Below are 14,784 nucleotides of genomic sequence, written 5' to 3' on the forward strand. Positions count from 1 at the left end.
AGGCTTGCAGAATGCCTATTACGAAAATCTTTTCGCCGTGGGCTTTATAGGCGCGCCGTACATAAATTTCTTCTACGCAAAAGCTCGCGTAAACGGCGAAAAGACGAGCGTCGTTTTTGCGATCGATACTGCGAAAGACGATGATCATCTGTCTCATATCGGTGCTTAAATGTTTGCACGGACGGTATAGAGTTCGGCTTTCGCGGAGTATGTCAAAATACGTGGCGAATCCGAATATAATGTAGCAAACTTTGCCGAAAACAATGTGCTTGACTTTTTTTTCTACGGGGTATATAATTAAAAAAGCAGATTGTATTTTTTGCGTTTGAATGCGAGAAGCATTTCTACATAGTCATTAGATTTATATGGGGAATAATGATGAGTAAATTTAAAGCGTCGCTTTTGACGACAATAATAGTATTTTTAGTTACGGCAGTGACTGCGTTTCTGCTTATGTTTGTCGGCACGCCCGTTTCGGCGCCCGTCGAAGCGGATACTGTGGTTGTAACACACAATCACTCAAACTCGACGCACACGGACAGTCTGACGTGGAGACCGTTAGTCGAGCGGCAGGGCGTTGTCCCCGGCGGCGTTACTTTGAGCAATCCGTATTATCTCAAGGGGCAGAGCGGCGTTTTAACGACGGGAAATTATTATCTTCGCTTGTCTAATGCTTCGAATGTAGCCGAGGAAGCAATCGCGGTTTCTGAACTAACTCCCAGTGGTGCAGCCGAAGTCACCACTATTACAATCAACGGTAAAGTAACTCTTTGTCTTAACGGATATTATATTACGGGTACTTCAAAGGGTCCGGTCATAACTGTGGAAGACGGGGCTACACTCACTTTGTGCGACTGTCAGCACGATAATGCTCCGGGGCGTGTAAGGCAGGGATCTAACGATCTCGGCGGCGGCGTACGCATTAAAGGCGGCGGCAAGCTTATAATGAATAGCGGCGTGATAAGAGCGTGCAGTGCGGTGCGCGGTGGCGGAGTGTATGTTGCATCCGGCGCCACGTTCGAAATGAACGGCGGCAGAATAAGAAAGAACAATACAAAAACAGGTGTTATAAACAACGAATCCGCAAACGGTAACGGCGCGGGAGTGTATGTAGCAACCGGCGGAAAGTTTACCATGACCGGCGGCGAGATATTCCAAAACACCGCGCAATTCTCCGGCGGCGGCGTATACGTTGCAAATAACGGAAATGCCGCCAGCGGCTTGTTTGAAATGTCCGGCGGCATAATAAGCAACAACATCAGTCAGAACGGCGGCGGTATTTCACTTAACAAGGGCACGTTCAAAATGACGGGCGGTACGATCGGCGGCGATCTCGACGGACAAAATCCTATGGACGACGATATCGATACCGAGCTTGCATTGCGCGGAGGTAATACCGCAACGGTGCGTGGCGGCGGAATTTTCAATGCCGGCGGAATTATAACCATATCCAAAAACGTCGACAATTCGTCGGCGAGTTTGCCGTTGATAAAAAAGAACAGCGCGCCTACAATAGATGAAGCGCTCGGCGGCGGTGGCGGCATACACGTCATTCAAACCAGCGAGGGCGTCCAGGGCACTGTAACGTTTACCGACGGCACGATAGCGGATAACGAGTCATGGCGTGGCGGCGGTGTGTACGTAGGCGAGAATAGCAAGTTTGAAATGTCCGGCGGTAGCATATCGGGCAACGTTTCCGCAACCAACGGCGGCGGTGTGTTCGTTAACGGCGGTGAGTTTACCATGTCGGGCGGCACGGTAGGCGGCGGAGAAACGGGGAAAAAGAACGCGGCGACCGAAAACGGTGGAGGCGTATACTTGCACAGCGGCACGTTCACTACTTCCGGTACTGCCAAGATAAGCGGTAACGGCGCGAAAAGCGGCGGCGGTGTGTTCGTTAACGACAATTGCACTTTTACAATGCAAAACGGCACGATAAGCTACAATACCGCAACAGCACTTGTCAAGGGTGAAGACGCTGATGGAAATACTACCTATGACGGCGGCAGCGGCGGCGGCGTACAGCTTGGTGAAAGCGCGAAGTTAATAATGTCCGACGGCTCTATAAGCAATAACACTGCACGTCTCGGCGGCGGTATGTATATTTATTCCAAGGCCGTGTTTACAATGAAAGACGGCACCGTAAGCTACAACAATGCTACGGACGGTAGCGGCGGAGGAATGTGCGTTGCCAGCCTGAATCAGGTTCCCGGCGAAATCACGATCGAGAAGGGTACGATAAGCCACAATATTGCGAACATCGGCGGTGGCTTGGCGTCGCTCGGCGCGGTCAATATCGCTAACGGCACTGTTATTAGCGATAACACGGCAAGAGTCGACGGCGGCGGCGTGCTTGTTCAAAGCGCGGCGCTCACAATGACGGGCGGTATTATAAGCGGCAACGTTGCAAACAGCAGAGGCGGCGGCGTGTTTGTTTGGGATAAGAACAGCGCGATCAATATGTCGGGCGGTACAATAAGCGGCAACACTGCGACGGGAAGCGGCGGCGGCGTATATGCAGCCGACGATTGTGCGTTTACAATGACGGGCGGCACTATCGGCGGTTCGAGCGCTGATGATAAAAACACTGCAAGCTCTGGCGGCGGTGTGTTCAGTGCGGGCACGTTCGATATGTCGGGCGGCGCGATAAGCGGCAACGCTGCATCGTCGAACGGCGGCGGCGTGTATTTGAACGGCGGCACGTTTACCGTATCGGGTGGAACGGTAAAAGGGAATAAGAATTCCGCGAACAGCAATATAAACAGCAACGTTTATCTTGCCGGCAATAGAACTATATCTATAAACAAAGCGCTAAAAACCGACACTGAGGTAGGCATTACCGTACCGAGCGGCATTGCGGCATACGTTTTCACCACGGGATACGGCGCGAATAATAAAAACGGTAGCGACGCTATTGCGCCGACCGAATATTTCTTCGCCGATAACGGTTCTTGTATCTGGCTGACGGAAGCCAATGAGGTTAAGGTCGGGCATAACGTTACAGTGCACGAGTCGGCTAAGCCCGCCACTTGTACGGATGACGGCAATATAGAATATTGGCATTGTTCGATATGCAGCAAAGATTTCAGCGACGAATTGTGTACCACCTCAGCCAGTGTGGCGATCCCCGCGTTAGGACACAGCATGAGTACGGTCAACGCTGTCGCGGCGACCTGCGAAAATAAAGGTATCGCGGCGCATTTATTCTGCGATACTTGCAAGAAGCACTTCTCTAACAGTATAACGCCCGTGGAGCTCGAAGCTAAGGATTACGAAGTCGACGCATTGGGTCACGACTATCAAGTCGACAAAAAAGACCCGACCTGCGAAGAAGACGGTTACATAAAAACCACTTGTTCGAGATGTGATTACAACACGGACGAAACATTGTCCGCGCTCGGGCATACGGCAACAAAAATCGACAAACAAGACCCGACTTGCACGAGCAACGGCAATATCGAATATTGGCACTGCTCGGTATGCGAAAAGAATTTCACCGACGCGGCGTGCAAAGTTTCAACCAATACGACAACCATTCCGGCAGAAGGACACTCTTACGGCGAGCCCGAATGGAATTGGGATAGCTATTACGCTTCTGCCGAGGCAACGTTCACTTGCTCCAAATGTTCGGATGTCCAAAAACGAACGGCGACCGCCGCGGCGAATACCATTGTCGTAACATTGAATCAGCCCGCGTCGTGCAGCGCCCCCGGCAAAAAACAATACACGGCGACAGTTGAGTTCGAGGATGAAAGTTATGCCGACACGGAAGAAGAACAGCTCGAACAGCTTGCGCACGTATGGACTGCGCATTGGAGTAATTGGTCGAAAAATTCTTCGGGCGATTGGACTGTTGATGTTTCGTTTACGTGCAACGCCACAAGCGCGGCTCATACCGAGCGCCCGACCGCCGAAATATCTATAAATCATTCGACGACAACCGCGGCGGACTGCATACATAACGGAGTTGAAACTTATACGGCAAGCGTTGTGTTTAACGGAACAACGTATAACGCACCCGAAAATACAGTTGCTATTTCCGCAACGGGCGTACATAATTATTCGACCGAATTCACCGTCGATAAGGCTGCGACCTGCACCGTTGACGGCTCAAAGTCAAAGCATTGTACGACCGTAGGCTGCACGGAAAAAACCGAGACAACCGTTATCGACGCGCTTGGGCATAATTGGATAGGGACTGTTGACGACAGCAAAATGCTTAAAGCATACACGGCGTTCCAAACGGTCAATCTTGACGGTCTTGTTATCCGCTGTGTCTGTGATAACGACGCAGAGCATGTTCATACTTTCACGGGCGGGTCTGCCGCTAGCGTTGTATACGCCGACGGCAATTGCCTGCACTATGGCGATACTTCGGTAACCGTCAATCTGGGCGAATACGGCACGTATACGATCACGGGAATAACGGTCGCTAAGGTTAAGGTCACCGTCGGCGGCGTAAGCTGGTCGAGCGGCGGCGCGGAGCTTATGAGCGGCTATATTAAGAGCGACGGCTCCGGCTACAAATACTTCGCCGCGGCAACCGACGGTGCGGAGCAAGTTACCAATGCGGTAGTGCGCTACGTGGACGGTACTGTAACCGTTACCTATCCCGAAGGTTCGGCATACACGATCGTTTACGCAAACAATACGGCTAACGCTTCCGGTAAGAATACGGCAACGGCAACGCTTACGCTCATAGACGCCGACAATTACGAATTTGTATTGGCGGAGGGCTCTACCGACGCAACGCTCAACGCAGCCTGCACGGTGGCTACCGTAACAAAGGAATGGTATGCGGCGGTTTGCGACAACGGCTTTACGGGCGTTATAGCCGATTGGACGTTCGGCACGTCCGCGCCCGGTCTGCCTGCGCTCGACAAGGACGACAACGATCCCGCAACGGTTACGCTTGTCCTTAAACGCGAGGGTGCTGAAAATCCGATCGGCACTTTCAATCGCGGTCAGTACGCGGATTACATAAACAGCACTATGCCGATAGGCAACTACACGCTTACGGCAACCGTAAGCAACGTTACGGTCGGCGGCGTTGAGTACGAAGGCTTCGAGTACACGTTTGAATTCACGGTAAGCGCGGCTACGCTTGTTGTTACCAATATCGCCGGACTTGACGATATATCCACGACCTACGACGGTAGCTTGCATATAAATCAGTCTTACACCCCGACTGCCGCCGTAATAGCGAGATCGGGCGAGTGGGCTAAACCTGCATACGACTATCTGTACGGTACCGTACCCGCTATAACTTTCAGCCACAATACTTGGAGCGAGTATTATACCGCTGCGCAAATCGCCGCAATGACGGACAACACGTTGTTTATAAACGCGGACGGCTACGTGGCGCTCTATAAAATATCTTTGCTCAATTATACGGACGTAACGGGTACGTTCAACGTTGATATCGATAAAGCAAATTACACGCTTAACGTATCCTTCTCCGACGGATCGTTTGAATATAACGGCGAAGCGCACTCGCTTGCTATCGTGATCAACAGCCCGCTGCCCGACGGAGTAGAGGTCACATACGAGGGTAACGGACAAATCGACGCTGGCGTATATACCGTTACCGCGGTATTTACGGGCGATTACGTTAACTACAATACAATTTCCGATATGACGGCGTACCTTACGATAACCACTGTTAAGATCAGTTTGGACCTGACATTTGCAGATAAGACTTATAGCTATAACGGCGATTGGCGTACCATTGTTTTGAGCGGGACTTTGCCTCCTCAGGTCAAAGTCGAATACAGCAATAACAGCAAGATCGAACAGGGCACGTACAACGCGACGGCTACCGTTTCGATCAAAGACGAATACAAAACCAACTACGAGTTTGCGCAAGGTACTATAACGGTTTACGAGGCGACGCTTACTATCTCTGCGGCAGATATCGATATGGGCGGCGTAAGCTTCGTCGGTAAAACCGTCACTTATACCGGCAATGCATATTCGCTCTCGATATCGGGCAGTCTGCCTGCCGGCGTTACCTATTCCTATGAGAACAACCAATGCGTAGAAGTCGGCACTTATACGGTCACCGTGCATTTCTATCATAACTTTGTCGGCTACGGTCCTATCGACGATATGACCGCCGAGCTTAAAATAGTTCAGGCTACCTACAAGCTCAACGTTACTTTCCCTGACGCGACCGTCGCCTACAACGGCAACGCGCATTCGCTTTCGCTGCGCGGCGTTTTGCCGTCGGGCGTTACCTATACGTACGTGAACAATTCCCGTACCGTTGTCGGCGCGCAGACCGTTACCGTCAAATTCACGGGCGACAGCAAGAATTATAAGCCTATTCCCGATATGACGGCAACGCTCACGATCGTACCCGCGTCGCTCGGCGCGACGAACGTTTCGCTTGAAGGTAAAACCTTCGATTACGACGGCAACACTTACAGCCTTTCGATCGACGGCGCACTGCCCGAGGGCGTAACCGTTAAGTATTACGTGAACGTCGACGGCAAGGAAGTCGAGTTCAACGGCGCGACGGAAGCCGGTACGTACGACGTAATAGCAAAGTTCGAGTTACCTGATAGCGAAAATTACAAGGCTATCCGTCCGCTCAACGCCAGGCTTACGATACGTGCTACCGAAGTTTCCACGCCTCCGCCCACGATCGTCGAGCCGTCCGTTACGGAAATCGAAACGCCTGTCGTCGACAACGAGATCTACGACAAGCAAGCTGAGCCCGTCATCGGCGAGATCGTAGAGCGTACCGAGTTCGATTATTGGATCATCGCGGTCTGCGTGATCGCGGCGGAAGTCGTTGCCATGGCGATCATGGGTTGCTATATCGCGTTCGGCGCGTACAAAAGGAAAAAGCGTTGATTTAGGCGCGAACGGAGAATATTATGGTTAAGAGAAGATTTTTACTAGGCGTTTGTATACTGTGTACGCTTGCGGCGTTGCTGTTCCTGCCCGTTTTGACTTTTGCCAAAGCGGACGCGGTCGCGCTTGCGGACGATGCTAATGTTATCCGCAAATCGGACGGCACCGTCGTCGCGGCGACGGACAAATCCAAAACGTGGACCTATGGCGCGGACAACATTATATCGTATACTTTCCGCCCCGAGCACGGCGATACGGCGATATACACTGTGTCGACGACCGAGGACGGACAGGAGTCCGAAAGCTTCGCCGTCGTGTACATCGGCAATAACGCCATGTTTTACGAGGTTAAGGACGGCGTGGCGGATACCGAAAAACCGTTCAAAGTGAACTCGCTCAATGCTTACCTCAAAACCTTGAAGGCGGGCGAGTACAAGCTCAAAATAGTCGTGCCGAGCGGCACGGTGGACTCGTCGCATACGCACTGGTGGGAAAGCGGCACCTGCGCCGTTACTTCCTATTCGGCAGCAACGGAAGAAGTCGATCTCAAAGTCAATGCGTACGAGTTTACTTCGAGCAACGTCGGCGCGAGCGGCTCCGCAGACGCGAACGTAAAAGTTAAGTACAATATTCTTAACCGTGAGGTTCCTTATTCGGGCGAAAAGAATAATCTTCCGCAAGTAGATATTACGTTCGATACCGACGGCGGAACGGTTATCTTGGTCGAAGGCGAGGACTATACGCTTTCGAGCGACGCGGTGAACAAGGGCGGCGCCGAATTGAAGATAACGGGTATCGGCGGCTTTTCGGGTATTGTCACTATCAATAACGCCTACAATATCACTCAAACCGAAAACACGGTAAGCGACGTTTTCGTTGTGCGCTGGAAGTACGGCGAGTACGACAGAAACGTTAATCTTTTCACCGCCAACGTAAGGTGGGGCGAGGAGAATCTGTATTTTTCGGTTACTACCGATATTATAACCGACCCGTTGAACCCCGCTTACGTGGACGGGCTCGATCATATCGAATTGACCGACGGAATGGTTTCGCAGCAGGTCGAAGATCTCTTGAACGCGCTCGACGCCAAAACGACTTACTATCTGTACGCGACCGTTACCGGTAATGATAATTATTACGACGCGCAGGCGCATACGCAGTTCGACGTGGTCGAAGTCACCAATACCTGGAAGACTATTCCTAACGTTGTAAGCTGGGAGTGGCACGGCTTCGATGAGAACGTGAACGTCATAAACGCAGTCCCTGCGTTCGGCGATACCGTTATGTTCTCCGTGTATACCAAGGACGGCAACGAGTACACTGCGATAAAATTCGACGGAAAGGACAGCTTCGAGCTCGAAAAGGTCGAGGACGGAACCAAGCTCCCCGCAAACGTGGTAAGGACTCTTTCCAATCTCGACGCGGGCACATACTACCTGTTCGCGAGCGTGGTTTCGGACACCGTTAACTATTCCTCGATCAACGAGAATTTCAGCGCGGACGCGCTCGTTCCGTTCAGAGTGTCGAAGGCGACAAACTACTGGACGCAGATCCCCAAGATCTCCAACTGGTCATACGGCAACTACGATCCCGAAGTAAACGTTATAACGGCGGCTTCGGCGCACGGCTCGTCGAAAATAAAATATAGGATATACAAGCAGACCGAGGACGATATCGTCTTGCTCAGCTTCAACGGCACGTCGTCGTTTGACGTAGGCGCAGACGGATCGCTCCCCGAGAACATTTTGGACGGGCTTAAAGCGTTGGGCGTTGGTAAGTATTACTTGCGTGCCGAGGTTGCGGCTACCGATAACTATACGGGACTTCAAGAAGTCGTGGCAGACTTTACGGAGCTTTCGTCGTTCGAGGTGATCAAGGCGGAAAACTATTGGAGCGCCGCGCCTTCCATTAAGACTTGGGCGGAGGGCGAATACTCCAACGACGAGAACCTGCCCGTCGCCACCGCGCACTACGGCACGGTAAAGATCGTTATCGTAGATGTCAACGACGAGGAAAACGTAGTTTACGATTCCGAGAACGGTATCAACAATCTCTCGCAAGCGACGGTGGGCGTATACCTTCTTTCCGCGACCGTCGAGGGCACGGATAATTACGGCGAACTGTCCTTCGATACGATATTCCGAGTGTTCGTTCCCGAAACAGACACGATCGGCATACCGTGGTGGTTGGTTTTGATCATCGTCATTTGCTCGCTGGGCGTGCTTGCGTTCATATTCTGGCTGTTGCATGAGAAGGGCGTTTTGCAAATGCTCACCGGCAGGATGATAGTGACTATGCGCACGAAAGCGACGATGGACGCAACTATCGCCGCCGTAAGGGCTAACAAGCTCGCCGAGGAAACGAGGGAAAGCGTCAGGCTTGCCGAAGAACTCGATAGGCGCGAAGCCGAAAAGGTCGAAACCGAAACGAGCGACGCCGACGACGATGGCGACGGCATTCTTATTTCCACCGACGAAGCGACGGGGTACGCGACTTTCGTCAGATACCAAAAGCCGTTCCAAGTCAAGCTTATTCAAGCACCCGACGAAGCTAAGGACTTTTATTCACTGCTCAAAAACGAACTGCTCAGCTACAAAAAGGTCAAGAGCAAGATGTCCAATAGCTACGATTCGTATACCTTCGGCAAAAGTCAGATCGCCAAGCTCGTCATTCGCGGAAAGACGCTCTGCCTGTATCTCGCGCTCGATCCCGACGAATACGCAGATTCCAAGTATAAGGTCGAGCGGTCGGAGAGCAAAAAGTATTCCGAGGTGCCGTGCCTGTACCGCATTAAGAGTATGCTCAGGGTACGCTACGCGAAAGATCTTATCAAGGAGATCTGCGATAAGCTCGGCGCGGAGCAGGGCGAGGTCGGATCGGTCAATTACCGCCCGTACTACCAGAGTACCGAAAAGCTTTTGAAAAAGGGCTTGATCAAAAAAATAACCTACACGCGGCAGATTGGCGCTCCCGTTGTACTCGAACAGGGCGAGAGCGACGAGCCGAAGTCGGAAAGCGACAAGCCGAAAACGGAAACGGAAGATGATTCCGCGCTCGCGCAAAAAGAAGTCGCTTCCACATCGCCTACCGACGAAGCGAGCGGCACTACCGCCGAGCAACCATCCGTAGACAAGGCGAACGAAACTACCGCGCAGGAGACCGCTCCTGTCGCAGGTGAAGCCGCGACCGAGACTACGGAAGAAAAAACTCCCGAGGGCGAAAGCAACGCGAAATCCACTTCGGGAAACAAAAAACGTAAAAAACAACAAGGAGCAAAATAAATATTATGTCGCAAAAAAATAAATTGGCAAAAGAGATCCACGCTCTCGAAGAAGAAATCAAGGCGCTCGAATTCAAACGTTCAAGATCGATGGCTGTTATCATGGAAGCAATGTTAAGCCAATCCATGCCCAACGATACCGACGTTCAGTTTTTCAGAACGTTCAACGCCGAAATCGAAATCAAACGCGATCAACTTCAAAAATTGACCAAACAGCTTGAAAACCTGCTGTAATGCTTTCTTTATTTGTAATTAGATAAAACTATTAAAGCCTATCGTGCATAGCGCTTACTTTTCCGTTGTTTATAAAACCGTTCGTTTATTTTTCGTTCGGTTTTATTACTTTTTCGGACGGCTGTTAAATCGATCTTCCACTACGGTCCAGTCGATTATTTGAAGTAGATCGTCTATATAATCGGCGCGGACGTTATAGTGTTTCAAATAATAGGCGTGTTCCCACACGTCTATATTCATAAGCGGGCAATAGCACAACGGTGCGTCTTGGTTGGGCGTAGTTATTATTTTTAAGTCTTTGCCGTCCGTTACGAGCCAGGCGTAGCCCGACCCGAAAACGGACAGCGCCGCCGCTTTCAGTTCGCTCTTGAACTTATCGAACGTTCCGAACGTTTTGTTTATCTCGCGCAGCAGCGCGCCCGTCGGCTTATCGCTCGACGGGTTTTTGAGCTGGTCGAAGTAAAACCTATGGTTATAAACTCCGCCCGCATTGTTCCTTATCGCGTTCTGCAAGGGCTGCGGTAGCTTGTCGGCATAGCAAATCAATTGCTTTAACGGCAATTGCTTTAAGCGCGGGTCTTTCTCGATCGCAGCGTTGAGATTATCGATATACGTTTGCAAGTGCTTGTCGTGGTGCAGATGCATCGTCTTTTCGTCGATAAACGGTTCGAGCGCGTTATAGTCGTACGGCAGGGGGAGATTGATAAAAGGGTATATATTGTTTTCGTTCATGATATGCTCCTTTTTCTATTATTTATGAAAAGACGATAATATATGTGATTTTTGGGTTGTTAGTCATTTATTCATAAACTTAGTATAGAGATAGCGGGATATAATACATACTTTATATATATTCTACTTGACAAATACAATCGAAGTATGGTAGAATTATAAGAACAATGGCGTTGGAAGCTTTTTTCCTGCGCCGATTTTTTGTAGGAGGCAATTTAGAGGCGGTATGAAAAAGCGAATTTTAGTTTTGTTTGCGGTTATCATTGCGGCGTTCGGGCTCATCGGGCTGTGCGTCGGGTGTAACGGCGAAAAGATGGATTACAGTGTTACCGTTCTTTCTCCGGACGACGCGCCGCTTTCGGGCGTGACGGTATCGTGGCTTTCGGGCGACAAGGTTAAGGGCAGTGCGGATACCGACGAGCTCGGCAACGCTACGGTCAGTATTCCTGCGGGCACGTACACGATCGGGCTCAGCGGTTACGCCGAGGGGCTCAGCTACACCGAGGTATCGGTGAACGCGAGCATGGCGAACGTTCGCATTAAGCTCAAAGTTCAACAGGTCAACTACACGGTGACCGTTCTCGACAAGTCGCAGCAGGCTGCGTCGGGCGTTGAAGTGCAGTGGCTGGACGCCGATGACAACGTGGTCGGCACGGCTACGACGGACGCAAGCGGCATCGCGGCGTGCGAACTTCCGTACGGCACGTATACAATTCTTTTGAACAAGCTTCCGAGCGGAAATATTCCGAGCGGCGAGTTTTCCGTGACCGGCGCAAGCCCTACGATCACCGCCTCGCTCATCGACGGCGTTGCCGAGAAGTACAGCGTAACGGTCAAGACGGCGGGCGGGCTTTTGTACAAGAAAGTTACCGTCAATCTTTACAGCGGCGGCACCAAGCTCGTCAAGTCGGCGGAAACCGACGATTACGGCGTGGCGACATTCGACGTAGAGGACGGCGTATATTCGGCGCGCTTGTCTACGGGCGACATGGCTAAGCTTGCTGGCTATACCGAAACGCGCGCTTCGCTCACGGCGTCCAAGCGTTCGGGCGAGATCATTTTGACCTCGGCGGTTAGAACGGACGCGCCTACTTCCGACACGCGTTACGTGATCGGCGATATAATTCACGATTACACCTTCACCATGACCTACCAGAGAAAAGACGAGAACGGTGCGCTTGTCGACAAGACGCCGTGGTCCAAATCGATCACTCAGCTTTTCAAAGACGGCAAGGAAGCTATCCTCATCAACAACTGGGGAACGAACTGCTCGTGGTGCGTTAAGGAAATGCCCGCCATGCAGCGCGCGTACGACAAGTACGGCGACAAGATCGAAATAATCGCGGTAAGCAATTACAACGGCGGCGACCGCGACAGCGTTATCGAGGAATATTACAACACTAACGGCTACACCTTCCCTATGATGCGCGATACGAACAGCCTTGCTATCAAGTTCGCGCTTACGGGCTGGCCCACGACCATAATCATCGACCGCTACGGCGCAATCGCGCGTGTCGAGAGCGGCGCGGTCGCGGACGACGAAGCGTGGGAGCGCATGATCAATAAATATATCGGTGCGGACTACGTTCAGTCCTTCACTCCCGGCGACAAGGAGAGCGAATCGATAACGACCGAGGTCGCCAAACCCGACGTTACCGTTCCCGCCAACCATTACGAAACGGTCGCTCAAACCATCAACAAGACCGATACCTTCCCGCAGGGCGCGTCTGTCGTATGGCGCGGCGAGACCCAGAACGATATGGCGTGGCCGTTCATGCTCAAAGAAGTTGACGGCGCGCAGGTCCTTTACTCGTCCAACGAGAAAAAAGCCAACTCTATGTCGACCATCTACGCGACGGTCACCGTAGAGCCCGGCAACGTTTTCACTTTCGATTATAAATCGCAAACCGAGGACGCGGACATTTTGTCGATCGTTTGGGACGGCAAGATCATCAAGCAAATTTACGGCGACAGCGATGGCTGGCAGACCTGCTATCTGTATACCGACCTTGCGGGCGGCGCGCACACGCTGGCTATGGCGTATATCAAGGACGGCTCGACCAACGTCGGCTTCGATAACGTTTATATCAAGAACGTGCGCTTTACCAAGTTCGCCGATATGCCTGCAACAGGCATCGATATGTTCCGCGCAGCGGCGTACGGCGTGCCTAAGGACGGCGATAAGCTTTTCCCGTACTATGCCGACGTTTATCTCGACGAAACCGACGGCTACTACCACGTAGATACTTCCAAGCTCCAAAATAAAGATTACGCCGGCAACGACGAAAAGCCGTTGCTTTTGGTCAATCTCATGAACGCCACCAACTGGATGCCGTATTCGATCGGTCAGCTTGTCTACCTTGTTTCCGCCGAAACGGGCGCGTATATCGTAGACTGCAACTTCGATATAGGCGAGGGCAAAAAGGACTACCGCGACGAGCTCATCGAGTATATGCGCGTAGCTACTTCGTCCGACATAGAGGACTGCGTGCCCGTCGATAAACACTTGCACGACATACTCGTTAAGTTCATGGCTAACGCGAGCGGCACGGACAGCCACGATAAAGAATGGCTCGAAGCGTGCTACTTCTATTCGCACTACGGCGCTGGCGATCCCGTCGGCAACCCGATAATGGGTCTTACAAACGCAACGGCGTACGAGGCGAAGCTCAACGAAACCAACGTTGCGGACATCACGCGCGACGTGTACCCGTTGCCGTCGGTCATATACAAGTTCACGCCCGAAGAGGACGGCTTGTACAAGATCGAATCGTTCATACCCGATAAGGACGCGTCGCAGTATTCGGCGCAGATTTGGCTGTACGACGACGAGAACGACGCCGATCATCCGCTCGTGTACGACGGCGACGCCCGATTCTATCGCGACGCCAAGAACGAGCAAAACTTCACCGTCTACTATAACATGAAAGCGAATCACGTCTACTATATGCAGCTCGCTTTCCTTGTGGCGGAGAAGGGTGTGTATAACTTCACCATAGAAAAAGTGAATAAGGACGTAATTCGGCTTCTGCCTTGCTCTGATAACGAGTACACCTACATTCTCGACGAAGACGGCAAGATTACGAGCGACCTTCTTCTTGCGGGTGCGGTCAGCTACTACGAGGACGACGACGGATTCTACCGTGTAGGCAACAAAGCCACCGCGAGCGATAGCGACCCGTATATCTACTTCGACGTTAAGTACGCGACCGCGCTTACGACCAAGCCGATCTCGACGCTCTATACCGAGGAACTGGTCAACCCGCTCAATACAAAAGAAAAGCTCGGCTATAAGACGTTCGATTTCACAAGGATGGCTGCGTTCTTCGATAATGGAGACAACAACATTGTATTCAATGAAAAGTACGACTTGACGGTTCGCGGCGCGGAATACAAGGACTACACCGCCGATATTAAAGCGTACGTAGACGCCGCCGAGGCAAACGACGGACTCGTCAAGGTGGACGATAAGCTTGTAAAGATCCTTACGCTCTTTATCGAAACGCGTATCAACACCACTTTCTACGAAGACGGCAACGGCGGCTATACAGGTGAAAAAGCGCTCGAAAACGAGTGGTTGCGCCTCTGCTGGTACTATAAAACGTATACGGCGTAAATTAATTAGGAATTAGAAATTAGTAATTAGGAATTAAAGAAGAAAAAATTAATATAATCACCGC

Annotated in this window: 6 protein-coding genes; 5 read left to right on the forward strand and 1 reads right to left on the reverse strand. The window is 51.6% G+C overall.

Annotation, left to right across the window (positions count from 1 at the left end; all coding sequences use genetic code 11):
• Window positions 1–4: 4 nt before the first annotated feature.
• From HDT28_01405 to HDT28_01420, 4 genes are all read left to right on the forward strand, one after another.
• Entirely contained in the window at window positions 5–169 is a 165-nt protein-coding gene (locus HDT28_01405; GenBank protein MBD5131240.1) for a hypothetical protein, read from the forward strand.
• A 209-nt stretch (window positions 170–378) separates the two neighbouring features.
• Window positions 379–6,858 carry a hypothetical protein gene (locus HDT28_01410; GenBank protein ID MBD5131241.1) on the forward strand — a complete coding sequence of 2,160 codons (6,480 nt, stop codon included), beginning with the start codon at window positions 379–381 and terminating at the stop codon, window positions 6,856–6,858.
• A 23-nt stretch (window positions 6,859–6,881) separates the two neighbouring features.
• Window positions 6,882–10,139 carry a hypothetical protein gene (locus HDT28_01415; GenBank protein ID MBD5131242.1) on the forward strand — a complete coding sequence of 1,086 codons (3,258 nt, stop codon included), beginning with the start codon at window positions 6,882–6,884 and terminating at the stop codon, window positions 10,137–10,139.
• 5 nt (window positions 10,140–10,144) lie between these two features.
• Complete coding sequence (locus tag HDT28_01420; GenBank protein ID MBD5131243.1) at window positions 10,145–10,372, forward strand: hypothetical protein; 228 nt, start codon at window positions 10,145–10,147, stop codon at window positions 10,370–10,372.
• Between the two features lie 105 nt (window positions 10,373–10,477).
• On the opposite strand, the gene HDT28_01425 is transcribed toward HDT28_01420, so the two are convergent.
• Window positions 10,478–11,104, reverse strand: a complete 627-nt coding sequence (locus tag HDT28_01425; protein MBD5131244.1) for a superoxide dismutase — start codon at window positions 11,102–11,104, stop codon at window positions 10,478–10,480.
• Window positions 11,105–11,330: 226 nt separating this feature from the next.
• Here HDT28_01425 and HDT28_01430 point away from each other — a divergent pair, with 226 nt between their 5' ends.
• On the forward strand, window positions 11,331–14,720 hold the full coding sequence (locus tag HDT28_01430) for a redoxin domain-containing protein (protein ID MBD5131245.1): 3,390 nt from the start codon (window positions 11,331–11,333) through the stop codon (window positions 14,718–14,720).
• Window positions 14,721–14,784 lie beyond the last annotated feature (64 nt).

It is taken from the genome of Clostridiales bacterium (genome assembly GCA_014799665.1).
Taxonomy (GTDB): domain Bacteria; phylum Bacillota; class Clostridia; order Christensenellales; family Pumilibacteraceae; genus Anaerocaecibacter.

Coding starts and splice junctions, on each gene's coding strand:
- HDT28_01410 (MBD5131241.1), top strand. CDS start 379: ATGAGTAAATTTAAAGCGTCGCTTTTGACGACAATAATAGTATTTTTA.
- HDT28_01415 (MBD5131242.1), top strand. CDS start 6,882: ATGGTTAAGAGAAGATTTTTACTAGGCGTTTGTATACTGTGTACGCTT.
- HDT28_01420 (MBD5131243.1), top strand. CDS start 10,145: ATGTCGCAAAAAAATAAATTGGCAAAAGAGATCCACGCTCTCGAAGAA.
- HDT28_01425 (MBD5131244.1), bottom strand. CDS start 11,104: ATGAACGAAAACAATATATACCCTTTTATCAATCTCCCCCTGCCGTAC.
- HDT28_01430 (MBD5131245.1), top strand. CDS start 11,331: ATGAAAAAGCGAATTTTAGTTTTGTTTGCGGTTATCATTGCGGCGTTC.